Genomic DNA, 24,256 nt, shown 5'->3' with positions numbered 1-24,256 from the left:
ACTGCTTCCTTCGTTTTATCCCAATGACGAAAGAGCTGCTTTTTAAGAAAAGCTCCTGTCGGTATTTTTTTGTTTATAGACGAACCAACAATCGTTTAAAAGACGGATTTGTCTCCGATCTTTACCGAGAAAGGCACGCATCAACTGTTTGCGCAGCCACTCTGGCATCCCTAAGTCCCTCCTCTGTCCCTTCTGCTGTCTGGGGAAATATCTGTTAACAATAAGATATTCAGAAAAGGGAAGAGGGTGAACAACTAAATTTCTTCTTCTTCCGCTAAATACTCTAATTGAGCTTGAAAAGCACGAATCTCAGTCAATAAAGAGATCAAAGGATAGTTTTCTTCTTGGATTTCTACAAAAGTAGCTTCTAGGCGATTAATATAATCTAGGCCAGTTACCACTTCGTGATCGTAGGACACCATCTCAAGGTCGCTGCACTCTGCGATGACGGAAGGTAAAGTTGGCACCTCGCCGGCTGTCAGTTTATCAATCTCCTTATGTAGACGGCGAAACAAGGCCACAAATTGATACATATGATCTTTCGGTATAGCAACGAATTCAAGTCCAGATTGTCCTTGTAGGATGCAAAAGCGCATGTCTAATTTCCTCCATCTCTTTCTGCTGTCTATTTGCTTTTAAGTCTACTTCAATATTGTGAACCATTTCAAGTTTCCTGTTGGTTTTATTGCGGTCAAGGTTGGTGAAAGATATAATAAGCAGGGAACAATTTCTAATGAATACTAGGAGTGTCTAATTTGAATCCTTCAAATGACGAATATGTGTTTACGTCCCATTCAGCGCAACAGACGCAAGTATGGGCGGAGCGGTTAGCTGAGTGGCTCGTACCGGGAGATGTCATTACCTTAGAGGGTGATCTAGGTGCAGGGAAAACGACATTTACCCAAGGATTAGCTCAAGCTTTAGGCGTGAAGGGCGTGGTCAATAGTCCTACCTTTACCATCATAAAAGAATACCAGGGACGAATGCCCCTTTATCATATGGATGTCTATCGAATGGATGATGAGTTTGAAGAAATGGGCTTTGATGAGTACTTTTATGGAGAGGGTGTAACGGTAGTAGAGTGGGCTAGCCGGATCGACTCTTCTTTGCCTTCTGAATTGCTTTCTATTTATATTAAACGATTAGAGGGAGATTCAAGAGAGATTCAACTCATTCCGAAGGGCGCGCATTTTCGCAAGATCTGTGAGGAGTTGAAGAAATGAAGATACTCGGAATAGACACCTCAAATTTAGTTTTAAGTGTAGCTGTCATGGAAGAGGATAAGTTGTTAGGGGAATATACGACCAACCTAAAGAAGAATCATTCCATTCGACTTATGCCAGCCATTTCCTTGCTAATGGAAGAATTGGATGTAGACCCGACAGATCTCACGGGGATTGCGATTGCCCATGGTCCAGGTTCTTATACAGGTACGCGAATGGGAGTCACGACAGCGAAGTCCATGGCCTGGTCACTCGGTATTCCGCTTGTGGGGATCTCTAGTTTAGAAGCGGTAGCTGGGAATGCTCCTTATTTTCCAGGGCGAGTGTGTCCAATGTTTGATGCAAGGAGAGGCCAAGCTTATGCGAGCTTATTTGAGAACGGTGAACGCGTGATGAAAGATCAAATTCTTCTGGTCGAGCCATGGTCAGAGCAGTTGGCAAGTGAGGGCACACCTGTCTTATTTCTTGGAGATGATGTGGCTCTGCACCGTCAGATGATTGTGGATAAGATGGGGACACTAGCCGTGTTCGGACCGGCGGAATGGAATGTTCCGCGAGCCTCCTATATTGCAAGAATAGGCATGGAAGAAATAAAGGCGGGACGACATGTGGAAGTAGATACTTTTACCCCGCAGTATCTTCAGCTCGCTGAAGCCGAGTCGAAATGGTTAGCTTCACAAGGGAAGTAGGTGAGATTCGCTAGCCATGGAAAATTATCTCGTCCGTAGAATGACGCTCCATGATATCGACAAGGTTGAGGAGATTGAGAAGACGACGTTTACGATTCCTTGGTCGAGGCAATCGTTTGAAAATGAACTGTCTAACAATCAATTTTCTTATTATTTAGTTCTCGAGGTAGAAGGACAAGTAGCAGGATACGGGGGCATGTGGATCATAGGAGATGAAGCCCATGTCACCAACATCGCCATTGCATCTGAGTATCGAGGGAAGAAGTGGGGCGAAAAGCTGATGGTCGCCATGAAGCTTCATGCGATCTGTCAAGGGGCCAATGCCATGACATTGGAAGTAAGAGTATCAAATACCGTCGCGCAAGGCTTGTACAAGAAATTAGGATTCGATAAAACAGGGGTTCGTCCTAGATACTATTCCGATAATGGTGAGGATGCCCTAATTATGTGGGTGAACTTTGATCATGTTGAAGACAAATCAGTGGAAACAAAGAGTTCTTGAAAAATATGAACAGCAGCAAATTTCGGGCAAGCCATGTTATATCTTAGGCATTGAAACGAGCTGCGACGAAACATCAGCAGCTGTGATTCGGGACGGTGTAGAGATCTGTTCGAATGTCATCTCTTCGCAAGTGGAGATTCATAAGCGTTTTGGCGGGGTTGTTCCCGAGGTAGCCTCTCGTCAGCATGTGGAGGGCATCACGGTCATTCTCCAAGAAGCTCTGGATAAGGCAGAGATCACACTTGATGATGTATCTGCGATCGCTGTCACGTATGGTCCGGGGCTGGTAGGAGCCCTACTTGTTGGCGTTTCAGCGGCTAAGTCCATAGCTTATGCGAAGGGAATTCCGTTAATCGGTGTCCATCATATTGCTGGACATATCTATGCGAATCGTTTAGTCAAAGAGATGGAATTCCCGCTTATTTCTCTCGTCGTATCGGGTGGACATACGGAATTAGTGTATATGAAAGAGCATGGTTCCTATGAGATACTGGGACAGACGAGGGATGATGCAGCAGGGGAAGCTTATGATAAAGTCGCTCGTTCCTTATCCTTGCCTTATCCAGGAGGTCCTCATATTGATCGGTTAGCTCATGAGGGGAAAGCTTCTATTCCTTTCCCTAGATCTTGGTTAGAACCGGGTTCTTATGATTTTAGCTTCAGCGGTTTGAAGTCAGCTGTGTTGAATACGTTGCATAATGCGGCTCAGCGGGGTGAAGAGTTATCCCCAGCCGATGTAGCTGCGAGTTTTCAGGCTTCCGTCATTGAAGTGTTGGTAGAGAAAACTTTCCGTGCTGTGGAACAATACGGAGTTAAGCAGGTCCTGTTAGCCGGCGGAGTAGCCGCGAATAGAGGGCTACGTACAGAGCTCACAAACCGAAGTGAAAAGGAAGGAATTGATTTGGTCATTCCTCCGTTGTCTCTCTGTACGGATAATGCGGCCATGATCGCTGCTGCTGGTTATATTCAATATCTAAGGGGAGACTTTGCGGAATTGGATTTGAATGCGATTCCTGGTTTACCTTTGAGTTAAAAGGGCAACTATGTAAATAGTTGTCTTTTTTCTTTTTAACTATCGTTTCTTCCGCACGCACGTTCCCGTGGACAAGTTATTTATAAAAATCTGTGGATAATGTGAGTAAGTCTGTGAGTAAGTGATATTGCTGGGTTTGTAACTAATTTAGCACGTTAATAAAAATAAGAACGTATTTTGTCGAAAATGTGGATAATCAAGTAGAAACGCGCGATTACAGCTACGAAGGCTGTGTATAACTATGTGGGTATTGTGGAAAAGAGGGTAATTTGTGATGATTCGGAATATTTTATCCACAATTTTGGTTTTTTTCTGTTTGTTCTTGTCAGGCTCCGTCATGGCTTCTCAACAGCAGCCGACAAATCGAGTTTTTGTCGTCCTGATTAATCATTTTTCCCTAGAAGACGTCAAACAAATGGAGTCGATGGAAAAAGGGCAATGGTTGCATGAGGGTGTTGTTGGGGCGATGAATCTGAGAACGGCAGCTGAAATCAGTGATTGGAACAATCTGATCACAATGAGCAGTGGAACACGTGCGGTAGGGCAAGCTAAGGCAGCGGAAGCGTATATGGGGAACGAGTTGGTGGGTCAAACTTTCGCTAAACATCTTTATCAACAGCTTGTGGGTGTCGAAGGAAATGATAGGTCGATTTATCTTCCGAGTTTTCACCAGCTTGTGGATAACAACAGAAATCAACCGTACACGATTCGTCCTGGGCTGTTGGGTGACCAACTTCAGCAGCAAGGCCTACATACCTATGTGATAGGGAACTCGGATAAAGGAGAAGATGTCGCGAGATTTGCCCCAGCTCTTGTGATGAATAGCAGAGGTGCTGTGGACGCAGGGGATATCTCGGATCGTGTGAACCGAATGGATCCACAGAAAGTTTATGGCATGACTACGGATTATAGTTATATTCTAGAGCAGCTGGAGACTCATGATGAGGCATCGCTCCTTGTGATAGAACTTGGGGATCTCTATCGTCTGTATTCCATGAAGAATGCCATGAATGGCGACCACTTCGCTAAGATGAAAGATCAAATCCTAGCAGAAATGAATGCTTTTATAGGAAGTCTGGTAGAGAGGAGAACAGAGGACGATATGATTCTCGTTCTTTCTCCAATGGTCCATTCGGATGCACAAGCCATAAAGTCCATGATGTCTCCTTTTGTTCACATCGGTCCTCATCGAGGGGAAGGCATTCTCTATACCGCAACAACACGACAAGCAGGAGTAGTAGCGAATGTGGATGTTGCACCGACGATTTTACAGTGGTTGGGAATCCCTATTCCAGGAGAGATAACCGGGAGGACGATCTCAGTTGTCCAAGGAAATCAGTCGTTTTGGAAGGATTGGGAGGAGATTAAACATATCTATTCCACACGTTCGAAGGTATTGTATGGGTATGTCACCTTTCAAGTTGCCGTTTTACTGGTCGCTGCAGCCTTTTGGTTCTTGGCTAAACCGTCTCACCCCTTGTATCGTACTATAAATGGGATCCTTCGTTTTCTGTTGCTTGTGATTACTTTGTCACCGTTTCTGTTTCTTATTCTCCCGTCGTTTCCTATGATCCAACAAGCTAACTTGACGATTATCTTCTTGCTGGTTCTGGGAACTGCTTTATCTGCGGCAGTGATTCGTTTACCTTTTCCATGGTTGTTTTTAGTGATTAGTTTGTTAAACTGGATTCCCATCTTACTTGACGGAATAGGGTGGCAATCTTCCTTGATGAAGCGTTCCTATCTCGGCTATGATCCGATTATAGGGGCAAGGTACTATGGAATCGGCAATGAATATATGGGAGTCGTAATCGGCAGTTCTATTCTTAGTTTGGCGATGCTTCTGGAAATTACTAAAAAACACATGGCTATCGTTAAAGGAGTCGCCATGGGAGTATTCGGACTCTATCTCATTTTCTTCTCCTTGCCGGGATGGGGAACGAATGCAGGAGGAGCCCTAACGGCTGTTGCGGCTTATAGCACCTCGTTTATTCGATTGTTTGATATCCGGTTGAATGGAAGGTATATCTTCTGGGGGATGTTATCGCTCGTTGTTGCGCTATCAAGTCTGTTTCTCATTAACATGATGGCGGCGGATCAAGTTCAGTCTCATATCGGGAGAGCCATGGAAAAGCTAGCGCAGGGGAACTGGGCAGAGATTGGGCAGATTATCGAGCGTAAATTATCCATGAACTGGAAGCTGATTGGAGTATCGTCCTGGAGTAAGGTGTTTATTACTTCTTTGCTGGTGTTAGGGTTGCTATGTTATAGACCAGCAGGAATGATCAGACGTCTATCAGAGAAGTACCCCTATGCTGTAAGAGGATTCTTCGGGATCATCGTTGGAGCTTTTACCGCTTTGGCCGTAAACGATTCTGGTATTGTGGCAGCGGCAACAACCATCATCTATATGGTGGTGCCTTTACTATTCCTGGGATTGAAGGAAAAGATGGAGGAGGCGTAGATCGCAGGGTGGGGTGGTAGTAGGCTACTTTAGGCAGAAAAAATAACCGGAGTAATTCCGGTTATTTTTAGTTTGAAGGGCTTTGAGGGGGAAATAGCGGAACCAATTCCGCTTATTCGCCTCAAAACCAATCAAAGGTAGGGTTTGGTGGCGACTAACGGAAAATATTCCGCTTATTATGGCCATTTTTGAACCGATCGGTCAAATAGCGGAAGAACCTCCGCTTATTTGCACGACCCTGTGCCGGCCTGCCTCCCGCCACTAGCCGAAGCCGAAAGAAAAATAACCGGAGAATTTCCGGTTATTTTTAGTTTGATGGAATTTGAGGGGGAAATAGCGGAACGAATTCCGCCTATTCGCCTCAAACACAGTCAAAAGTGGGGTTTGGTGGCGACTAACGGAAAATATTCCGCTTATTCTAGCCATTTTTGAACCGATCAACGAAATAGCGGAAAAACCTCCACTTAATTGCCTGTGGGTATCACCATCCGGATCCTCTGCCGAACCATCATCCCTATTCCTGTAACGACTCCCACTCTTCCATCAAGGATTCTAAGCTCTGGTTTTTCGCTTCAAGCTCTTGGTTGATCTGGTGAGCTTTCACCGGATCGGCGAAGGTTTCGGGTTGACAGAGAAGGTCTTGAAAGTGAGCAATCTCTACTTCAAGCGCTTCAATTTTCTTCTCGATTTCCTCGATCTTGCGCTGGCGTTGCCGTTCTTTCTTTTGTTGTTCCTTATCTTGGAAGAAGGATTCTTTGTCGGAGTTTCTCCGACCTTTATCTTCTGTGGTGTCAGCAGCAGTAGGCTGAGCTGCCTTCCCGAGCTCTTCCATTTCCGTTTTCTTCTCAAGATAATATTCGTAATTCCCTAAGTAGCTCACGGCTCCGTGGGGCGCAAGCTCAATCACTCGACTCGCCATTTTATTTAAGAAATAACGGTCATGAGACACGAATAAAATAGTACCAGGGTAGTCCTCTAAGGCATTCTCTAGCACTTCTTTACTGTAAATGTCTAAGTGGTTGGTTGGCTCATCGAGAATGAGAAAGTTAGAGTTCTGAAGCATGAGCTTAGCTAGGCTGACTCTTGCTTTTTCTCCGCCGCTTAAGGAAGATATTTTCTTCAGCACATCATCGCCACTGAATAAAAAGTTGCCTAGCACCGTACGAATATCCTTCTCAAGCATCTGAGGGTAATCATCCCAGAGCTCATGTAGAACGGTTTTGTCAAGATTCAGTTCTTTTTGCTCCTGGTCATAGTATCCTATAGATACATTAGAGCCAAGAGAGATAGAACCAGCTAAAGGCTGCAATTCACCGACTACGGTCTTTAAAAGAGTAGATTTTCCTATCCCATTCGGGCCGAGTAAAGCGATACGCTCTCCCCGGTCTAACTGGAAGGTGAGCCCAGAGCTGAGCTTTTTGTCCTTATAGCCTACAGATAAATCTTTGATTTTTAACACTTCGTTTCCACTTACCCGGTCGATATCAAAGGAAAAGGAGACTCGCTTGTCCGCCGTGATCGGACGGTTCACTCTATCAATCTTATCGAGCATTTTTCTCCTGCTTTGGGCTCTCTTGGTTGTTGAGGCTCGGGCAATGTTGCGGGCAATGAAGTCTTCAAGGCGATTAATCTCGGATTGTTGCTTCTCAAACATCGCTAATTGCCGCTCGATATCTTCTGCTTTTAGATCAAGATACTTGGAGTAATTCCCAACAAATCTTCTACATTCCGTCCGCTCAATCTCATAGATCACCGTAACCAGGGCATCTAGGAAGTAGCGGTCATGGGATACTACGAGAACGGCACCCGTGTAGTTGTGCAGATACCTTTCCAACCAAGTTAAAGTTTCGATATCTAAGTAGTTGGTCGGCTCGTCCAATACGAGAATGTCTGGAGTTGTTAAAAGCAATTTGCACAAGGCTAACCGAGTCTTCTGACCACCGCTGAGAGAGGAGATCAAGGTCTGGTAGTCTTCTTCGTAGAATCTTAAACCATGAAGAATGCTTCGGATATTCGCCTCATATTGGTAGCCGCCAAGCTCCTTAAAGCGCTCGGAGAGAGAAGAGTATTGGCTTAAGAGTTGTTCATAATCTTTCTCTGGCATCGGATCGCCCATCTTGCTTTCGAGAGCACGAAGGTCGTTTTCCATATTACGCAAAGAAGAGAAGACAGAAATCATCTCGTCCCATATGGTTTTGACGGATTCTAGTCCACTGTCTTGAGCGAGGTATCCTAGTTGAACATCTTTACCTTTACGAATATCTCCGGTATCTGGAAGGAATTGCCCAGTAATAATCTTTAGAAGTGTAGATTTTCCTGCTCCATTAACTCCGACAAGTCCAATTCTCTCGCCGGTTTGAATCTGCAGGTTTATTCCGCTGAGTATGGGTTCTGCAGCAAACGATTTGGAAATGTCAACTGCTTGTAATAAAATCATGGATGTCACCTCGTATTAATATACATTCTTTAGTTTACCACATTCCTTATGCGAAAGGTGACGGGGAAGGGAGGAAGATGAACATAGTGAGCAAAAAATGGTTAAGAAAGCAAATACTATCCAAGAGAAGTCAGATAGAGAGCAGTATAAGAAAGAAAAAGTCTGAGCAAATTGTTCGTCAAATATTAGATAACCAAAGCTATAAAGAAGCAAAAACTTTGTTTTCCTTTGTCCCTTTTGGGGATGAAGTGGATATTCGTGAGCTGTTATCGACGGCCTTGCAAGAGGGAAAAGAAGTCGTTATTCCGAAGACGTTTGTAGAAAAAAAAGAAATGGTTCCTTACCTGTTTAGGGGATGGGAAACCTTAGTTCCGGGAATCTATGGCATCTTAGAGCCTGACCCCGAAATATCACCGACAGCGAATCTAGAGAAAATAGATCTTATTATTATGCCAGGTGTAGCTTTTGACCATAATGGTGGAAGACTTGGGTATGGAGGGGGCTACTATGATCGTTTTTTGTCAAAGCTTCCTAAACTGCCAAGGATGATCGCACCTTGTTTTGTAGAACAAATCGTAGAATCCATTCCAATGGATGACCATGACTTCCGGATGGAAACCATTGTTACGGACGAGGGATGGATTGACTGTATAAATTCGTTTTAATTACGTTGTGAAATCATGTACAATATAGATGGACTCTTGTTACTGAACTGAGACTTATTTATCTTTCAACTAGGAGGATTTTCATGTCTGTATATAAAATTGGTGTTGTCACAGCGAGCAATTCGATTTATCGAGGAGAAAGAGAAAACGATAGCGTAGAAAAGCTAATTGAGTTGCTAAAGAAGCACTTAGATAGTGAGATACATATTCATCGCACTGTTCCCGATAGCATCGAGATGCTGAAGGAGACTATGATTGAGCTAACGGATAGAGAAAGAGTGGATTTACTTTTAACCGTTGGTGGAACGGGACTTAGTCCGGAGGATGTGACTCCTGAAGCTACAGAAGGGGTTATCGATCGCCATGTTCCAGGACTAGCGGAAGAGATGAGAAGGGCATCTCTTGCGAATTCTCGTCGTGCGATGCTCACTCGTGCGATTTCAGGTACACGAGGCAACACCCTAATTGTGAACTTTCCTGGCAACCCTAAGGGAGTGGAAGAGTGTTTTACAGCTATATGCGACCAGATTCCACATGCGATTAATATCATTCATGGGAATGTGGGGGTTGGATCTATTACAAGGGAGGAAAAGTGGTGAAATCTTCGTACTTGATAGAAGTGCCAGTTGAACAAGCTGTGGGAATGAGACTCGGTCATGACTTGACTCGTATTCTCCCAGGTGAGTTTAAAGGAAGAGCATTTAAGGCGGGGCATGAAATCACACCAGAAGATATACCTCTATTGTTAGACATCGGAAAAAGACATATTTATATCATGGACATACCTGTTGGCTACCTTCATGAGAATGAGGGAGCGGAAAGAATGGCGAAGGCACTAGCGGGGGGCGAAATCCTCTTAACAGAGCCAGTCGAAGGAAAAGTGACACTTAAATCCAAGATACATGGTTTGCTCAAGGTTCGAGCAGATATTGTTCACCAGGTCAATGAACTAGAAGGAATCTCTTTATCTACCTTAGTAGATAATCAAGTGGTCCAACCGGGTCAATCCTTGGCTGGTGTTCGGCCCATCCCATTGATTATTGAGGAAGGCAAGATTCTGGCAGTTGAACGATTAGCAGAACAATCTGCTCTCTCCGTGAAGCCCTTTAAGCCTATGAGGGTGGGGGTCGTAACAACGGGAAGTGAGGTTTATACCGGAAGAATTCAGGACAAGTTTGGTCCTGTCATCCGGGCGAAGCTTAAGGCTTTCGGCTCTGAAGTAATAGAGCAAAGACTTGCGAATGATGATGCCGAGCAGATTCAGAATGAGATAAGGTACTTTATCGATAAAAAGGTTGACTTGATCCTCGTGACTGGAGGAATGTCGGTGGATCCTGACGATCGTACACCTGGCGCAATCAAAGGGGTAGGAGCTGAAGTGGTCCGCTACGGAACCCCTATGCTTCCAGGCTCTATGCTGCTGATGGCCTATTACGGGGATATTCCGATCATGGGACTACCAGGATGCGTAATGCATGATCCGCATACTTCCTTTGATGTGTTCTTGCCTAGAATTCTTGCGGGAGAGAAGATCACAGCCAAAGATATTACCTCCATGGGCTACGGAGGATTTCATTCGTGTTAGTAAATTGACGATGAGGAGGTGAGCTCATGGAACAAGCTATACCTAAAGTAACAGCGAAGAGACTTCCCATATATTTTCGATATCTTCACGGGCTTTCCTCATTGGGTATTACTAGGGTTTCTTCAGCAGAGCTCAGCCGGTCGCTGAATATTGATCCAGCAACAATACGTCGAGATCTTTCCTATTTAGGAGCGTTAGGGAGAAAAGGTTATGGGTATGATGTAGAGTATTTAATTCAATTTCTAAGAGAGTTCTTGAAGCAGGATGAAACAACCCATGTTATCCTCGTGGGAGTGGGAAATTTAGGTACCGCTCTCCTTCAGTATGACTTCTTAAAAAATAACGCGATGATAGTTGCCGCGTTTGATAATGATCCATCGAAGGTTGGACAAAAGATAAATGGAATCCCGATTTATCCTTTGAATGATTTTGTAAGTGTAGTGGAAGAGGAGGATGCATTAGTTGCTATCCTTACCGTGCCGGTACATGCAGCGCAAGATGTTACGGATCAACTTGTGAAATCTGGAATTAAGGGAATCCTAAATTTTACCCCGACTAGATTGCAAGTACCCGAGGATATAAAAATTCATTATATCGATCTTAGCGTTGAGTTGCAGTCGCTTGTCTACTTTTTGAAAAAAAATGAACCGGTGGTCGTAGAAGAAAATGAATGATAAAGAAATGTCAATGGTGGATCACCTATCTGAGCTAAGAAAAAGGCTTATTTGGGTTATTTCCTTTTTTATCTTGTTTATGATCATAGGTTTTGTCGTAGCACCAACCCTTGTAGAACATTTAAAGAATGATCCAGCTGCGTCTAACATTTCGTGGCATGTATTTGGGTTCTCGGATGCTCTGCGGATCTATATGCAAGTGGCCTTTATCATTGCTGTTATACTGACGTTGCCTGTTATTTTATTTCATGTGTGGCGATTTATGTCTCCAGGACTTACCCAAGTGGAGCAGAGGGCCTTGCTGATTTATATTCCTTTTGCCATTATCTTACTGCTGTTGGGCTTAAGCTTCGGCTATTATATCTTACTTCCTATGATTATTGGGTTTATGTCCAACTTCACGTTTGCTTTGGGGGCAGAAGAAACCTACGGGCTAACGCAATATTTCCAGTTCATGTTTAACTTAATTCTTCCTGTCAGCTTGCTTTTTGAACTCCCAGTCGTCATTTTGTTTTTGACCACGATTCGGGTGGTCAACCCGATGATTCTTAAGAAGTTCCGCAAGTATTCTATATTGATCTTTGTCACCATCGCAGCTTTAGTTACCCCACCAGACTTTATATCCAATATTCTTGTCTCCATCCCGCTCATTGCGCTTTATGAGATTAGTATCTGGCTATCCGGATTCGTCTATCGCAAACAGAAGGAAAGAGACAAGGAATGGGAAGAAGAATTTGCGATTATTAAAACAGACGATTAAGAGGAGAGTGATCTCCTCTTTTTTGTGATGGATTGGGTTGCGTCCCTTCAGGATTCACTAAAATCGATAAAATACTCTCCACATATGACCCTTGGTATGCTTAGCCTCACCTTGGGACAAAATGGAAAGGGTAAATCTGTAGTTCATACATATATTTACAAATTTTTAATAAAAAAAGTGATTTAGGGGCTTGCAAAGTTGGGGAAAAATGACTATTATAATAAATGTGTTAGCACTCAAGTTGAATGAGTGCTAATAAAACGCAAATGTCCTTAAGGAGGGTGTTTCACAGTGTTAAGACCATTAGGTGATCGCGTGGTTATCGAAGCAATTGCTAAGGAAGAGACAACAGCAAGTGGGATCGTTCTACCAGACACAGCAAAGGAAAAGCCTCAAGAGGGCCGCGTTGTAGCTGTAGGTTCTGGACGTATTGAGAACGGAGAGCGCGTTGCCCTTGAAGTGAAAGAAGGCGACAAAGTTATCTTCTCTAAGTACGCTGGTACTGAAGTGAAATTCGGTGACAAAGAATTGTTGATCATGCGTGAAAGCGACATTCTTGCTATCTTACAATAATTGAGTTCATTGGGACTATAAGGTCCAACTGGACTCGTCCCTTCGTAAATAAATCTCGGGTTTACATATATGAATTAGAAGGAGGCATCTTTAAATGGCAAAGGATATTAGATTTAGTGAAGAAGCTCGCCGCGCTATGCTTCGTGGTGTGGATACTCTAGCTAATGCGGTTAAAGTAACTCTAGGACCAAAAGGCCGTAACGTAGTTCTTGAGAAGAAGTTTGGATCTCCTCTTATCACAAACGATGGTGTTACCATTGCAAAGGAAATCGAACTAGAAGATGCATTCGAAAACATGGGTGCTCAATTAGTTAAAGAAGTAGCTACGAAGACAAACGACGTAGCGGGTGACGGTACAACAACGGCAACGGTATTGGCTCAAGCTATGATCCGTGAAGGTTTGAAAAACGTTACTTCCGGAGCTAACCCAATGGTTATCCGCAAGGGTATCGAAAAGGCTGTTCGTGCAGCGGTTGAAGAGATTAAGAATATCTCTAAAACTGTTGAAACGAAAGAATCCATTGCACAAGTTGCTGCGATCTCTGCTGCTGATGACGAAATCGGTACGTTGATTGCAGAAGCTATGGAAAAGGTAGGTAAGGAAGGCGTTATCACAGTAGAAGAGTCCAAAGGATTCAATACTGAACTAGATGTGGTTGAAGGTATGCAATTTGACCGCGGATACGTATCTCCTTACATGATCACTGACACTGACAAGATGGAAGCTGTTCTTGAGAATCCTTACATCTTGATCACAGATAAGAAGATCTCTAGCATTCAAGAAATTTTACCAGTACTAGAGAAAGTTGTACAACAAGGCAAGCCGTTGTTGATCATCTCTGAAGATCTAGAAGGGGAAGCTCTTGCAACTCTAGTAGTGAATAAGCTTCGTGGAACTTTCACTGCTGTAGCAGTTAAGGCTCCTGGATTTGGAGATCGTCGTAAGGCTATGCTTGAAGATATCGCGGTATTAACTGGCGGTCAAGTAATCACAGAAGATCTTGGTTTAGACCTTAAGGCTGCAACGATCCAACATCTTGGTACTGCAGGACGTGTAGTTGTTTCTAAAGAAAACACTACAATCGTTGAAGGTGCTGGAGATAAAGCTAACATCGAAGCTCGCGTGAAGCAAATCCGTGCACAAGTAGAAACGACTACTTCTGATTTCGATAAAGAAAAGCTTCAAGAGCGCTTGGCTAAATTAGCTGGCGGTGTAGCGGTTATTAAAGTTGGTGCTGCTACTGAAACTGAGCTTAAAGAGAAGAAGCTTCGCATTGAAGATGCTCTTAACGCAACTCGTGCTGCTGTTGAAGAAGGTATCGTATCCGGTGGTGGTACTGCCTTGATCAACGTGGTTAAAGCTGTAGAAGCTGTTCAAGTAGAAGGAGACGAAGCAACTGGTGCTCGCATCGTACTTCGTGCACTTGAAGAACCAGTTCGTATTATCGCTAGCAATGCTGGTTTGGAAGGTTCCGTTATCGTTGAGCGCTTAAAGAATGAGCCAGTTGGAACTGGAATCAATGCAGCAACAGGTGAGTGGGTAAACATGATCGATGCGGGTATCGTTGACCCTGCTAAGGTTACTCGTTCCGCTCTTCAAAATGCAGCATCCGTTGCAGCTATGTTCTTAACAACTGAAGCTGTAATCGCCGACAAGCCTGAAGAAAAAGGTGCTGGAATGCCTGATATGGGCGGCATGGGCGGAATGGGTGGCATGGGCGGCATGATGTAATGCCCTGAACCCCTGAATTAATAAGGGTTTAGACCTAACGATAAAAAAGTAGAGGTTCTCCACGAGTTGAGTAAACTTGTGAAGGGCCTCTTTTTTCATTGTCTATGTAATACTGGAGGCACATGAATCCGTACTCTTACCACATTATGTAGGCAGTTGTTATTTGTTAATGTAGGGTGGGATACTGATCCATTCGCGCTTTTGAAGTAGTTGCTTCATTGTTAACGCCCAGGTTAATTTCATCACTTGGAATCTGGCAAACATAGCTCCTACATCTGCTCGTGTTGACTCAATAATTCCTCTGGTAGCGATTTGAATTCCCATGAGTTCATTCCAATTGATACTGTTGGCAATCTCAACATCAGTAAGTTTAACTCCCTCAGGAATATCTTTAAAGTCTCCCACGGTTGGTTTCTCCGGAGTTGTTTGTGGGAGGGATACAGCCTCGTTACGAAGGAATTCTGTTAGTTCTCTGAGAATGGGATCATGAACATTTCTCATTAAATCCTCAAGCACCTTTTTTAATTCCTCATCCTGAGTTGTATTAAACCCGACTTCAGTGGCTCGTTTGGATTGAACTACGCCAGAATAATAGTACCAAAGATTAAATGCTTCGCCGATATGTAGTGGAGGCTTTTCTCCGTCCATATAAGGAGCAAATGCAGATTTAATAACGTCTAGCATATACATTTGGTAGCACCCCCAAGGTTTGTATTTATAATTTGAGTCTCTTTAATATTTCCATTCATAAACAAACAATACCGTCCAAGATTTCGATGTGGTTGACATGAATAAGGGTGTCTTTGGGACACCCTCATTTCTTTAATTTCGAGTTGTTTAATTAGTCTTTCGTAATAAAGAAAAACTGGGCTTGCCTAGTAACGAGGGTAGGGTTGAATACCACAGTAATTCCTCTGTTTGGTGTTTGCGAATAGCTGCTCGTTTCATGGGCATCAAGAGATTGGTTAGCAGAGACCCAGAATCCATTACTAATAATGCTTCGGCTTCCTGCGTTGAAAGTAAAAGCAAAGAAGGTTCTTGGTCCAATGGTAGTGTTAAATACCCAGCGAGTAAAGCCGTTTCCAAGTGCCTGCCTTACACGTGCGTCTTTTGCTGTGACGACCACTCGTTTACGAGAGATACGTGTTTTTTTCTTGCTCATAAGCTCATCTCCTTTCTTTTTTATAGTTATATTAGATGCAAGAAGCAATCGATTTGATTGGGTAGATAGAGTAGACAATCATATATTTTTCAATAGAATCAAATCTTCATATTATGTTTACGCTTCCCTCTATCTCAAACTAGCAATGCATTGTAAAATAGAACATAATAGAATGACATATAAGACGAGAAGGGGAGAGGGAAATGGAAATGGATCAATCATCTTTAGCAACCGTCGATGCCCTTAATGATTTGTTAAAGATTGTTATCTTTCGCATTAATGATGAAGACTATGGAATTGATGTTACATTAGTCAATTCCATTGAAAGAATGACAAATGTAACACGTGTCCCGAATGTCAACGATTATATCATTGGTGTGATGAATCTCAGGGGGTCGGTCATCCCGACGATAGATCTTCGCAAGCGCTTTGGACTTCCGTCTGAACCTTACAATGAAGACACAAGAATCATTGTCCTTAGCCTAGAGGAGATTGAAGTTGGTATTGTAGTGGATAGCTGCAGTGATGTCACGGACATAAACCGAAGTGAAATTGAGCCCCCTCCAACCGTTGTTGGTGGAATTGAATCTACCTATATTCAAGGGGTTACGAAGATGGACCGCCGTCTCATTATCTTGTTGGACATGGAGAAGACGTTAAAAAGCTAGGAAAACGGGAATAAAAGATAGTGCCTAGAAATTGGTGCGCTCCTGATTTCGGAGCATCAAAACGGGCACTTTGAAGTACTGAAAATCGCCTGTCTGCAATTTGAGGGCTTCAATCTGACGCGTTGAAGTCCTGACCGAGAAACAGGTGGCTAATAATCCCCTGAATACAATTATTCTTGAGTAAGGGGGTGCCCTAAGAGTCGGTTTTCCGACCTTTTAGGGCACCCTCTTTCCTTTCACTTTGACAACCTTGATACGGCGGAGATCTTCCTTGCTAAGCGGTCGAACATAAGCGAAGTTGCGCTTGTAGTTCACTTTTTTGACCAATCCTCTTGCTGATGACGCAGGTATAGCTACTCGGGTGTTGAAGGCTTGCATAAACCAGTGAATTGGATAGCATACTGCTCTTGTTCCACCATTCCCAGTAAGTGAGGCATAGTTGACAGCTGTAGCGTAGTTGGTACTGGCATTCAGCCATACCGAGCCAGAATCTCCGGGCTGAGATATAGCAGTCCCCCTATCGCTGCGGATGATCGTTTGTCTTCTAAAGAGCGCCGAAAAACCGTAATTACCGTACGATACTCTCACATCCGTGTTAATGGATTCAACCACTCCCGTTACAAATCCAGTAGTCCGCCCCATCTTTTTGAAACGATCGCCTACCCTATAGCTTAGTTGATGACCTGGCACAACCCCGACACCGAGATAACGAGGGGAAAGTAAGCTGTTGCTAAACGGAATAGCTGTTGCAGCATCCACTAAATTTTCTCCTTGTCCCTCAGGGCGAATGCGTATGAACCGATCTAAGCGACCAATTTGGTTGTTTTGTATGGGAGCATCTGCAGGTCCAGGTTGGTAAGTAGGAGAGAAGGCAGTACTATTCGTTCGATTCAAAACATGATTGTTGCTTAAGATGTAGAGTTGTCGGGGATTTGGGGAATTGACTACAGTTAGTCCCGCGGTCCCCGTCAACCCGGTTGTTCCAATACTGACGCCTCCAGGAATAGGACGATATCTTCCGCGAGGATTCTGTGATGTGTTAGCATTAGCGACTGCAGGGCCTGTTTGGATGCTTCTGATCGGGACCTTCCATTGCTTCGTTTTCATCAGGTTCTCTATCGTCCTTCGTATGGCCTTGGTAGCTGCAGCCTTAGCCTTGTGCATATAAATAAGGACGGCTGCTCCTTTTCGAGGGTTCTTGGGATCTGCAAAGCCCACTCCTACACCAACTAATTCTTTCCTGTGAAGCAGCAGTTTCCTTGATATTAACTCCTTCATGACCGTGGCTTGATAGAAGGATGCCATGAAATCAATCGCTCCTTATCGTAAGATGTCATATTCAGGATTAATATATGGTGAACGAGCGGAGTCCGATTGGGTTATGACCTATAACAATAGATTAATCATGCAAATAAATCCCAAATATTTCTTGATAGCCCTTATAATAGAGTAAAAGTTCACGGAAGAAAGGGGCTTTCTTCAAAATGAATACAGGGTCAGATTCTCATAGGCAAGCCTTACTATTCAATAAGCGTCTTTTCCTGAGTCTGCCGATTTTCTCGTGGGCACTCTATGACCTTGCGAATACGATATTTTCCTCCAACGTAATCACGATTTTTTTCCCATTCTATTTACAGCAAGTCATTGGCGGCAGTGAGGTAATGAACCAGCTAGCTAGCACCTTTATTTCGTATGCCAACGCGATCGCTAGCTTTTTTATCGTTGTATTCTCTCCATTGTTAGGCGTCATGATTGACCGAACGGGAAGGAAGAAGCGGTATCTTATTCCTTTTACCTTGAGCTGTATTACCGCTACCCTTATGATGGGGCTGATTGCGATGTGGGACAGCCCGAAGACCGAAGGGGGCCTGCCAATCTCCATCGTTCTGGTTATTCTCTTATTTATGGTCGCTAAGTTTTTTTATAATACTTCACTTATCTTTTATGATGCTATGCTTCCTGATTTAGTTCAAGGGGAGAAGGAGACTCCTGTTGTATCGGGGTTCGGGGTCGCATTAGGATATGTTGGTACTTTAATTGGACTAGGTATTTATCCTTTTATTGGAGACCAATATCATTGGGCTTTTATTCCTTCTGCAGTGCTGTTCTTTGTTTTCTCTCTCCCGATGATGTTCTTGTATAAGGAAAAAGGGGCAGCTAGGCAGAATGAGAGGTCATTTCTTAGCGGCTACAAGGAAATCTTAGAAAGTCTACGCGAGATGAAAGCTTACCCGGCAGTTTGGCTGTTTATGATTGCGTACTTCTTTTTTAACGATGCGATTGCTACCGCAATTGCCATGATGGCTATCTATGCCAAGACCATTGCCGGATTTACGACAGGCCAGTTCATTTTGCTTTATTTGGTATCTACGGTAACTGCGATTGTAGGTTCTTTTGTTTTCGGTTATATTCATCGAGCTGTGGGGTCGAAAAAAGCAGTGGCATCCGTTGCTGTGATTCTCATGGTGGCTATTGCGCTAGCCAGTGGGGCTGTGAACCAGGTAATGTTTTGGATAGCAGGAAGTTTGTATGGTGTAGCCATGGGGGCGATGTGGGCGACTTCGAGGACGTTTATTATTGAATTAACACCAGAGGAGAAAAGAGGACAATTCTTCGGTCTATTCGCTTTCTCAGGAAAGGTCTCTTCCATTGTTGGACCCGTACTTTATGGCACAATCACCCTTGTACTCGCTGAAACCGGAAATTTAGCAAGCCGAATCGCTTTAGGGTCACTTATTATCTTGGTGGCTATAGGTATAATTGTCTTGATGAGAATCAAAACAAGTTAACCGGAGGAAACTCCTCCGGTTCATTTTCTTGGGCCTAGCTTCCAGCAAAAATATGGTTTCCAATCTGGGCCTTCTTAGGCAAGTTTGCCATCCAATTACTGCGGGATAATTTTGGGTTATAAAAGAAGAGGGCCCCGTTGGTTGGGTCGTTCCCCTTCATGGCTAGTTTAGCGGCTTCGATTGAATCTTGGTCAGGCTGATTATGAATCTTGCCATTGGCTACTGGCTGGAATTGATACTTCCCTTTTTTGTTCTTTTGATGAATGACTTTGTAGATACTCTTCGGAAACTCTTCATGCTTAACTCGGTTAAGAACAACGGCTCCAACAGCTACCTTCCCCAACATCTGCTCTCCCTTCGCTTCCGCGTGGATAATGCGCGCTAACCACTGGAGATCTTGGGGTGCTTGCGTACTAGCAGCGGGCTTACTTTGCTTCGGCGCAACTGCCTGGGGCTCTGGCTTCGGCTCTGGCAGAGGTTCAGGTTTTAGTTCCGGCTCCTGTAGAGTCATTTCTTGTTGTACTTCCTCCTGTGTCAAATCTGGCTCAGCAACAGGTTGCCGAATCATGCTATCTTTCATCTTCTTTGTAGATCCATCTTGGATATGGTGCTTAAGCTCACTTACATTCTGAATCTCGTCAGCCTGATCCCATTCCTTCGCTTCAGCCACCCAATGGTTGTTGTTAAAGGCTATAGATCCTACAAAGAAAACGACTATAGTTAACACAGTTAAATTGTTTTTCATATCTATTAAATCCTCACTATTCCTCCCGCTTTTAATACCAACTAACTAGCCAGGAATGAATGATCGGACAGGCCTAGTCCAATTGTGTTAAAACTGGAATTAATTCTAGCACACTTGAGAAGAGGATCAAGAATAAGATAATGGAAGAATAGGATGAAATTTATAATACGACAAATTCCCAATCTTTTTAGGTTTCTTCGACGTGCCAAATAAAGTAAAATAAAGGGATAAACTAGAGCGACATTGGGGGTGCCTCATGATACAAGTGGATCAGACACGAGTGCTAGATAGAGTTATAGAGAATGTAGAAAAAGTCATTGTAGGCAAACGCCATACGATAGAAAAAATGATGATTGCTTTATTGGCCCAAGGACATATTCTTTTTGAGGATGTACCAGGGGTAGGAAAGACGAGAATGGTGAAAGCTCTAGCGCGTTCCATTAACGGAACATTTAAAAGAATTCAATTCACTCCAGACCTCCTGCCGACGGATGTTATTGGGGTATCGATTTACAATCAAAAATCGATGGAATTTGAATTCAAGCAGGGACCCATCATGACCAATATTTTACTTGCTGATGAGATCAATCGGACTTCGCCGAAAACGCAATCCTCCTTGTTAGAAGCGATGGAAGAACGATCAGTTACGGTTGATGGGGTGACTTACACATTAGACAAGCCGTTTATTGTTATGGCCACCCAAAACCCGATTGAATACGAAGGGACCTATCCACTGCCAGAAGCCCAGATGGATCGTTTTATGATGAAGCTTCACCTTGGATACCCAGATAAAAAAGATGAGGTTGAAATTCTTTCCCGCACTGTGATTACTGAGAATGGAGATACACTCTCCACCGTATGTACCATTCAAGAAATCGTAGAGCTTCAGGGGCAAGTATCTCAAGTATATGTGAATGATGTGATCAAGGAATATATGGTGGAGATCTGTCAGAGAACGCGAACTCATAAGGATGTCCTGCTTGGCGTTAGTCCACGTGGTACGGTCGCCTTCTATAAAGCTACCCAAGCGAGAGCTTACCTCATGGAAAGGGATTTTGTGACTCCAGACGACGTGAAGGAGCTAGCCATTGAGGTATTGGCCCATAGAATGATTCTAAAAGGGGAAGCGCGTTTTGAGGGTGTGAAGGCCACAGACATTGTAAGTTCTATACTAGAGCAAATTCCAGTCCCTGTCGCTCGCGACAAAAAGTTGGGTGTCTAGGTGAATGGTCCATTAAGTCTTACCTTGTTGTCATTTTTTACGCTTCTCGCCTATCTATACAAGGGGTGGCATACTGGATTTGCTAGTACGTTCTTATATTATATTCTTCTGACTCTCATCCTTTATGAGAGCTTACTGTATTTTACCAGCTTTCTTAAGATGGAGGTCATGAGGGAGATAAGCTCAAAGAGACTTCAGGCGGGAGGTAAGCAATTCGTTACGATTAAAATGAAAAGGAAGCTTCCCTTTCCCTTGATTTGGTATGCCGCTCACGAGCGATGGCCGGAGAACATGCCTTTCGTTCCTAGTCAGATTGTATTCCCCTGGTTCAAGAAAGAGATCGACATTACGCTTGAGATTCCTCAGTTAGCTAGAGGAGTCTATGAACTCAAAGAGATTACGATAGTTTGTGGTGACCTTTTTGGGCTTATGAAATTAGACAAGACGATTGACAGGCTCGATCAATTTATTGTTTATCCTAGATATGATCTTCTAGGGACATGGAGTGTAAAAGATGGTCAACATAGTGGGCATGCTTCAATTGCGCGTCGTCATTCGGATGAACTGACTTCTGTGGTAGGCGTTCGGGAATATGCTTATGGAGATCGCCTTAGTCAGATCCATTGGAAAGCAACCGCCAAGAATCATACATTAAAAACTAAAGAATATGAATATCATGTTTCTAATCACTTTGCTGTATTTTTAGATACTCGACCGTCTGCCTATCCGGACAATGCTGCATTTGAGAAGGCGATCCGTTTAGTAGCTAGTTTGATCTACTTAGGAAAGAAGAGACAATTGAAATATTCATTGCTGCTAGAAGGGGCATTGGGAAGAGCTAGGATGTTAGAAGGAGCACAAGAACATGACTTTTTTAGGGTTCTAGAAGAGCTAGCAAGATTACGCCTAGATGGAGAAGGAAGTGTGGCCAGCCTCGTGGGTCAGACCTTGCCACAACTCCCGCGTGGGACACATCTAGTTATTGTGACAAGCCAAGTGGATCGTTCGTTAAGTGTATTGTTAACCGATTTGGCGCAAAAACGAACAACAGTAGAGTTGTTTTTGGCTAGTGAGAGCTCGGCAGATGATCAGCGGATGTGGATCCATAAGTTACAAGGAAGCGGGGTGATTCTACACCGTGAACTGGCTTAAAGGCATTATCGTTTTTTTCATCTTATGGGAGTGGTTGCGACCGCTGCCTCTCTTTATACAGTTCGAAGATTTTAGTGTATTTTTATGGCTGGTAGGGTGGTTTGCTCTTCTATCCATGGCCAAGCTTCCTTTTTTTGTGAGGGGATGTCTAGGGTGGATTGGCTCAGCTGTGTTTATGTATATCATGTACCAGCCTGAAACGCCGGATCAAGGGCGAACTTGGTTGGAATATCTCATGATTGAGTTTATTTACAACTATGAGAGAGTAGAATTAAGAGAATTTGCTTTGACAACGAGTTTTATTCGATCTTTGGTCTTTGTTCTTCTGTTGTGGGTGGTTGTACGGATTGTTTATCAAGCCGTCCTCAATCGTAATCAAGCCTTGTGGATTAGTATTTCCACTGCAGCTTTTCTTGTCTTGATGGACATTACGACTGTTTATGAGGTTAAAGAAGCCTTTATTCGAACGGTCCTTCTTTGTTTATCCCTTTTAGCGATTCAACAGCTTCGCATCGTGGAGAGATTAGGTGTGCAAGCGATAAGCGGAAGGTATAATCGCTTGCAGTGGATATTCGCATCCCTTGTTTTTGTCCTGACCGTGATGTCCATTGCGTATGCCGTCCCTAAGCCCAATGAGTCTACTGCTCTTAATGTGGGCTGGTTTGGCCATCAAGGGGGATCAGGGTATCAGAAGGTAGGCTATGAAAGCCGAGATCATCGGCTAGGAGGGCCGTTTATAGATGATGAGACCGTAGTTTTCTATGCCGAAACGCCAGAGAAGCACTATTGGCGCGGGGAGTCGAGAAATGTCTATACTGGTTCGGAATGGAAGGATGTAAGAGGGCAAACCTCCATATTGAAGATGGAGGGGGAGGTGGGCTTAGAACCTCTCGTGGACAATATGAAAATGGAAGATAAAGAAATTCTAACGAAAGTGCGGTATGTTGATCCCAGATACCGGATCATTTTTTATGGTGGGCAAATTCAAGAGATGAAATCTGTTTCACCACAGCCCATTTCTCTTTATACAACCGGGAACCATGAAATTAAAGCGCGTTATTCTAACGAAGAACAGAATATAGCAGATTATGAGGCTCTTATTGGTATTCCATTAATTAATGAAGAGAAATTAAGGGAATCTGACCTCGATTATCCTGAGGAAATACAAGACTATCTTCAGCTGCCCATGAATTTGCCTGCGAGAGTCACTCAATTGGCTGAAGAAATTACACGCGATCAGGCGGATCCTTATAGTAAGGCTTATGCCATCCAACAATATCTAAAGTACTCGGGTGGTTTTGTTTATGAGAAACTGAATGTCCCTTATCTTGGGGAAGGAGAAGATTTTGTAGATCAATTCTTGTTTGAGTCCAAAAGGGGATACTGTGATCACTTTTCATCCGCGATGGCAGTATTATTAAGAGCATCTGGAATTCCAGCCCGTTATGTGAAGGGATTCTCAACGGGAGACATGACACGCAAGGACGACAACGTATATGAAGTAACCATGAGAAATAAGAATGCGCACTCTTGGGTGGAAGTTTATTTCTCTGGCTATGGTTGGGTTCCTTTTGAACCGACTCCAGGCTTTGTCCATCCAACAAAACAGGATGTTCAAGCGATGGAGGAGAAGGAAGAGGATGTGCCGGCAAGTTCCATGATTCCTTTTTCCAATCAAGATATGACGGATCGATTGGCTGAGATGGAGGAAGACTTTGTAACGGGTGACTCCGCAAGCAAAAACGGTGTCAATTGGATTATACCTCTTCTGTTGGCTATACTGATCATCGGGGTTTTCATTTATAAGAAGCAATCGCAGCTGCGATTCTGGCTCCTCTACCATCGAGGAAAGCGAGTGGAAAACGCAGACGGAGTGGCCAAGCTCTATCTTTCTGTCATTTCCGCTCTTGGAAATACCTTTTCGCGGAGAGAAAAAAGTGAATCCCTTCAAGAGTTTGTTTCTCGAATCACCTTGAATACAGACACGAAAAATGAGCTGAGAGAGCTGACCAACTCCTACGAAAAACATATCTATGGAAATAATTCCTGGAAGGAACTAGAGATTAAAAAGAATAAATCTAAATTGCGAAAATTCCTACGTCATTTCCTTTCTTGATCATTTACCTATCGTTTGATAGAATAAACTCGTCAAAAGTCGAACGTTAATTCATTTCGGCAGGG

Annotated in this window: 24 protein-coding genes; 17 read left to right on the top strand and 7 right to left on the bottom strand. The window is 43.6% G+C overall.

The genetic code is table 11. The features are described from left to right. Positions 1-42: 42 nt before the first annotated feature. Together cmpA and EIZ39_RS17575 are read right to left on the bottom strand one after the other, a co-directional pair. On the bottom strand, positions 43-168 hold the full coding sequence (gene cmpA / locus EIZ39_RS17580; protein ID WP_129201402.1) for a cortex morphogenetic protein CmpA: 126 nt from the start codon (positions 166-168) through the stop codon (positions 43-45). An 86-nt stretch (positions 169-254) separates the two neighbouring features. Beyond that, positions 255-596: a hydrolase/acyltransferase gene (locus EIZ39_RS17575; RefSeq protein ID WP_129201401.1), complete on the bottom strand. Its 342-nt coding sequence runs from the start codon at positions 594-596 to the stop codon at positions 255-257. Between the two features lie 159 nt (positions 597-755). Between EIZ39_RS17575 and tsaE the strand changes: the two genes are divergently transcribed. From tsaE to EIZ39_RS17550, 5 genes are all read left to right on the top strand, one after another. Further along, positions 756-1,223: a tRNA (adenosine(37)-N6)-threonylcarbamoyltransferase complex ATPase subunit type 1 TsaE gene (tsaE, locus tag EIZ39_RS17570; protein ID WP_240675858.1), complete on the top strand. Its 468-nt coding sequence runs from the start codon at positions 756-758 to the stop codon at positions 1,221-1,223. Beyond that, complete coding sequence (gene tsaB, locus EIZ39_RS17565) at positions 1,220-1,912, top strand: tRNA (adenosine(37)-N6)-threonylcarbamoyltransferase complex dimerization subunit type 1 TsaB (protein WP_129201400.1); 693 nt, start codon at positions 1,220-1,222, stop codon at positions 1,910-1,912. The genes tsaE and tsaB overlap by 4 nt, the downstream gene beginning before the upstream one ends. A 16-nt stretch (positions 1,913-1,928) precedes the next feature. After that, entirely contained in the window at positions 1,929-2,414 is a 486-nt protein-coding gene (gene rimI, locus EIZ39_RS17560) for a ribosomal protein S18-alanine N-acetyltransferase (RefSeq protein ID WP_240675857.1), read from the top strand. Next, positions 2,377-3,447 (top strand): tRNA (adenosine(37)-N6)-threonylcarbamoyltransferase complex transferase subunit TsaD, encoded by a 1,071-nt coding sequence (gene tsaD, locus EIZ39_RS17555; protein ID WP_129201399.1) that lies wholly within the window; start codon positions 2,377-2,379, stop codon positions 3,445-3,447. The genes rimI and tsaD overlap by 38 nt, the downstream gene beginning before the upstream one ends. A 271-nt stretch (positions 3,448-3,718) precedes the next feature. Continuing rightward, the gene (locus EIZ39_RS17550) at positions 3,719-5,911 is read left to right on the top strand and encodes a hypothetical protein (protein WP_129201398.1); all 2,193 of its coding nucleotides are present in this window, start codon (positions 3,719-3,721) and stop codon (positions 5,909-5,911) included. Between the two features lie 514 nt (positions 5,912-6,425). Here EIZ39_RS17550 and abc-f read toward each other — a convergent pair. After that, a complete protein-coding gene (gene abc-f, locus EIZ39_RS17545; RefSeq protein ID WP_129201397.1) occupies positions 6,426-8,348 on the bottom strand; it encodes a ribosomal protection-like ABC-F family protein in 1,923 nt (640 codons plus the stop codon). Positions 8,349-8,434: 86 nt separating this feature from the next. Here abc-f and EIZ39_RS17540 point away from each other — a divergent pair, with 86 nt between their 5' ends. The 7 genes from EIZ39_RS17540 to groL all read left to right on the top strand — a co-directional run bounded on the left by EIZ39_RS17540 (position 8,435) and on the right by groL (position 14,337). Next, positions 8,435-9,013: a 5-formyltetrahydrofolate cyclo-ligase gene (locus EIZ39_RS17540; RefSeq protein ID WP_164985152.1), complete on the top strand. Its 579-nt coding sequence runs from the start codon at positions 8,435-8,437 to the stop codon at positions 9,011-9,013. A gap of 83 nt (positions 9,014-9,096) precedes the next feature. Continuing rightward, positions 9,097-9,612 (top strand): MogA/MoaB family molybdenum cofactor biosynthesis protein, encoded by a 516-nt coding sequence (locus tag EIZ39_RS17535; RefSeq protein ID WP_129201395.1) that lies wholly within the window; start codon positions 9,097-9,099, stop codon positions 9,610-9,612. Beyond that, positions 9,606-10,598 (top strand): molybdopterin-binding protein, encoded by a 993-nt coding sequence (locus EIZ39_RS17530; protein WP_129201394.1) that lies wholly within the window; start codon positions 9,606-9,608, stop codon positions 10,596-10,598. The genes EIZ39_RS17535 and EIZ39_RS17530 overlap by 7 nt, the downstream gene beginning before the upstream one ends. A 26-nt stretch (positions 10,599-10,624) precedes the next feature. Further along, positions 10,625-11,272 (top strand): redox-sensing transcriptional repressor Rex, encoded by a 648-nt coding sequence (locus EIZ39_RS17525; protein ID WP_129201393.1) that lies wholly within the window; start codon positions 10,625-10,627, stop codon positions 11,270-11,272. Next, the gene (gene tatC, locus EIZ39_RS17520) at positions 11,265-12,032 is read left to right on the top strand and encodes a twin-arginine translocase subunit TatC (protein ID WP_129201392.1); all 768 of its coding nucleotides are present in this window, start codon (positions 11,265-11,267) and stop codon (positions 12,030-12,032) included. The genes EIZ39_RS17525 and tatC overlap by 8 nt, the downstream gene beginning before the upstream one ends. A 291-nt stretch (positions 12,033-12,323) precedes the next feature. Then, complete coding sequence (gene groES / locus EIZ39_RS17515) at positions 12,324-12,605, top strand: co-chaperone GroES (RefSeq protein WP_129201391.1); 282 nt, start codon at positions 12,324-12,326, stop codon at positions 12,603-12,605. Positions 12,606-12,699: 94 nt separating this feature from the next. Beyond that, positions 12,700-14,337, top strand: coding sequence for a chaperonin GroEL (gene groL / locus EIZ39_RS17510; protein WP_129201390.1), 1,638 nt, complete (start codon positions 12,700-12,702; stop codon positions 14,335-14,337). A 159-nt stretch (positions 14,338-14,496) separates the two neighbouring features. On the opposite strand, the gene EIZ39_RS17505 is transcribed toward groL, so the two are convergent. Together EIZ39_RS17505 and EIZ39_RS17500 are read right to left on the bottom strand one after the other, a co-directional pair. Then, on the bottom strand, positions 14,497-15,027 hold the full coding sequence (locus tag EIZ39_RS17505) for a DUF3231 family protein (protein ID WP_129201389.1): 531 nt from the start codon (positions 15,025-15,027) through the stop codon (positions 14,497-14,499). Positions 15,028-15,178: 151 nt separating this feature from the next. Continuing rightward, complete coding sequence (locus EIZ39_RS17500) at positions 15,179-15,499, bottom strand: hypothetical protein (RefSeq protein WP_129201388.1); 321 nt, start codon at positions 15,497-15,499, stop codon at positions 15,179-15,181. 203 nt (positions 15,500-15,702) lie between these two features. Here EIZ39_RS17500 and EIZ39_RS17495 point away from each other — a divergent pair, with 203 nt between their 5' ends. Then, positions 15,703-16,167: a chemotaxis protein CheW gene (locus tag EIZ39_RS17495; RefSeq protein WP_129201387.1), complete on the top strand. Its 465-nt coding sequence runs from the start codon at positions 15,703-15,705 to the stop codon at positions 16,165-16,167. A gap of 216 nt (positions 16,168-16,383) precedes the next feature. Here the strand turns inward: EIZ39_RS17495 and EIZ39_RS17490 are convergent, their stop codons facing one another. Beyond that, positions 16,384-17,472, bottom strand: coding sequence for a chymotrypsin family serine protease (locus tag EIZ39_RS17490; RefSeq protein ID WP_129201386.1), 1,089 nt, complete (start codon positions 17,470-17,472; stop codon positions 16,384-16,386). A gap of 179 nt (positions 17,473-17,651) precedes the next feature. Between EIZ39_RS17490 and EIZ39_RS17485 the strand changes: the two genes are divergently transcribed. Further along, a complete protein-coding gene (locus EIZ39_RS17485; protein ID WP_129201385.1) occupies positions 17,652-18,956 on the top strand; it encodes an MFS transporter in 1,305 nt (434 codons plus the stop codon). 34 nt (positions 18,957-18,990) lie between these two features. Here the strand turns inward: EIZ39_RS17485 and EIZ39_RS17480 are convergent, their stop codons facing one another. Next, on the bottom strand, positions 18,991-19,701 hold the full coding sequence (locus EIZ39_RS17480; RefSeq protein WP_129201384.1) for a cell wall hydrolase: 711 nt from the start codon (positions 19,699-19,701) through the stop codon (positions 18,991-18,993). A 256-nt stretch (positions 19,702-19,957) separates the two neighbouring features. Here EIZ39_RS17480 and EIZ39_RS17475 point away from each other — a divergent pair, with 256 nt between their 5' ends. From EIZ39_RS17475 to EIZ39_RS17465, 3 genes are read left to right on the top strand one after another with little or no spacing between them, the layout of a single operon-like run. Beyond that, positions 19,958-20,923, top strand: a complete 966-nt coding sequence (locus tag EIZ39_RS17475; RefSeq protein WP_129201383.1) for an AAA family ATPase — start codon at positions 19,958-19,960, stop codon at positions 20,921-20,923. Next, the gene (locus EIZ39_RS17470) at positions 20,924-22,075 is read left to right on the top strand and encodes a DUF58 domain-containing protein (protein WP_129201382.1); all 1,152 of its coding nucleotides are present in this window, start codon (positions 20,924-20,926) and stop codon (positions 22,073-22,075) included. Further along, positions 22,062-24,191 carry a transglutaminase-like domain-containing protein gene (locus EIZ39_RS17465; RefSeq protein ID WP_129201381.1) on the top strand — a complete coding sequence of 710 codons (2,130 nt, stop codon included), beginning with the start codon at positions 22,062-22,064 and terminating at the stop codon, positions 24,189-24,191. The genes EIZ39_RS17470 and EIZ39_RS17465 overlap by 14 nt, the downstream gene beginning before the upstream one ends. The last annotated feature ends 65 nt before the right edge of the window (positions 24,192-24,256 follow it).

This window comes from Ammoniphilus sp. CFH 90114, from assembly GCF_004123195.1.
GTDB lineage: Bacteria > Bacillota > Bacilli > Aneurinibacillales > RAOX-1 > YIM-78166.
This window is presented reverse-complemented; position numbering and strand designations above follow the sequence as displayed.

Excerpts from the sequence above, each read along its gene's own strand:
- cmpA (WP_129201402.1), bottom strand. The coding sequence starts at position 168 with ATGCCAGAGTGGCTGCGCAAACAGTTGATGCGTGCCTTTCTCGGTAAA.
- EIZ39_RS17575 (WP_129201401.1), bottom strand. The coding sequence starts at position 596 with ATGCGCTTTTGCATCCTACAAGGACAATCTGGACTTGAATTCGTTGCT.
- tsaB (WP_129201400.1), top strand. The coding sequence starts at position 1,220 with ATGAAGATACTCGGAATAGACACCTCAAATTTAGTTTTAAGTGTAGCT.
- rimI (WP_240675857.1), top strand. The coding sequence starts at position 1,929 with ATGGAAAATTATCTCGTCCGTAGAATGACGCTCCATGATATCGACAAG.
- tsaD (WP_129201399.1), top strand. The coding sequence starts at position 2,377 with ATGTTGAAGACAAATCAGTGGAAACAAAGAGTTCTTGAAAAATATGAA.
- abc-f (WP_129201397.1), bottom strand. The coding sequence starts at position 8,348 with ATGATTTTATTACAAGCAGTTGACATTTCCAAATCGTTTGCTGCAGAA.
- EIZ39_RS17535 (WP_129201395.1), top strand. The coding sequence starts at position 9,097 with ATGTCTGTATATAAAATTGGTGTTGTCACAGCGAGCAATTCGATTTAT.
- EIZ39_RS17525 (WP_129201393.1), top strand. The coding sequence starts at position 10,625 with ATGGAACAAGCTATACCTAAAGTAACAGCGAAGAGACTTCCCATATAT.
- tatC (WP_129201392.1), top strand. The coding sequence starts at position 11,265 with ATGAATGATAAAGAAATGTCAATGGTGGATCACCTATCTGAGCTAAGA.
- groL (WP_129201390.1), top strand. The coding sequence starts at position 12,700 with ATGGCAAAGGATATTAGATTTAGTGAAGAAGCTCGCCGCGCTATGCTT.
- EIZ39_RS17505 (WP_129201389.1), bottom strand. The coding sequence starts at position 15,027 with ATGTATATGCTAGACGTTATTAAATCTGCATTTGCTCCTTATATGGAC.
- EIZ39_RS17500 (WP_129201388.1), bottom strand. The coding sequence starts at position 15,499 with ATGAGCAAGAAAAAAACACGTATCTCTCGTAAACGAGTGGTCGTCACA.
- EIZ39_RS17495 (WP_129201387.1), top strand. The coding sequence starts at position 15,703 with ATGGAAATGGATCAATCATCTTTAGCAACCGTCGATGCCCTTAATGAT.
- EIZ39_RS17490 (WP_129201386.1), bottom strand. The coding sequence starts at position 17,472 with ATGGCATCCTTCTATCAAGCCACGGTCATGAAGGAGTTAATATCAAGG.
- EIZ39_RS17485 (WP_129201385.1), top strand. The coding sequence starts at position 17,652 with ATGAATACAGGGTCAGATTCTCATAGGCAAGCCTTACTATTCAATAAG.
- EIZ39_RS17480 (WP_129201384.1), bottom strand. The coding sequence starts at position 19,701 with ATGAAAAACAATTTAACTGTGTTAACTATAGTCGTTTTCTTTGTAGGA.
- EIZ39_RS17475 (WP_129201383.1), top strand. The coding sequence starts at position 19,958 with ATGATACAAGTGGATCAGACACGAGTGCTAGATAGAGTTATAGAGAAT.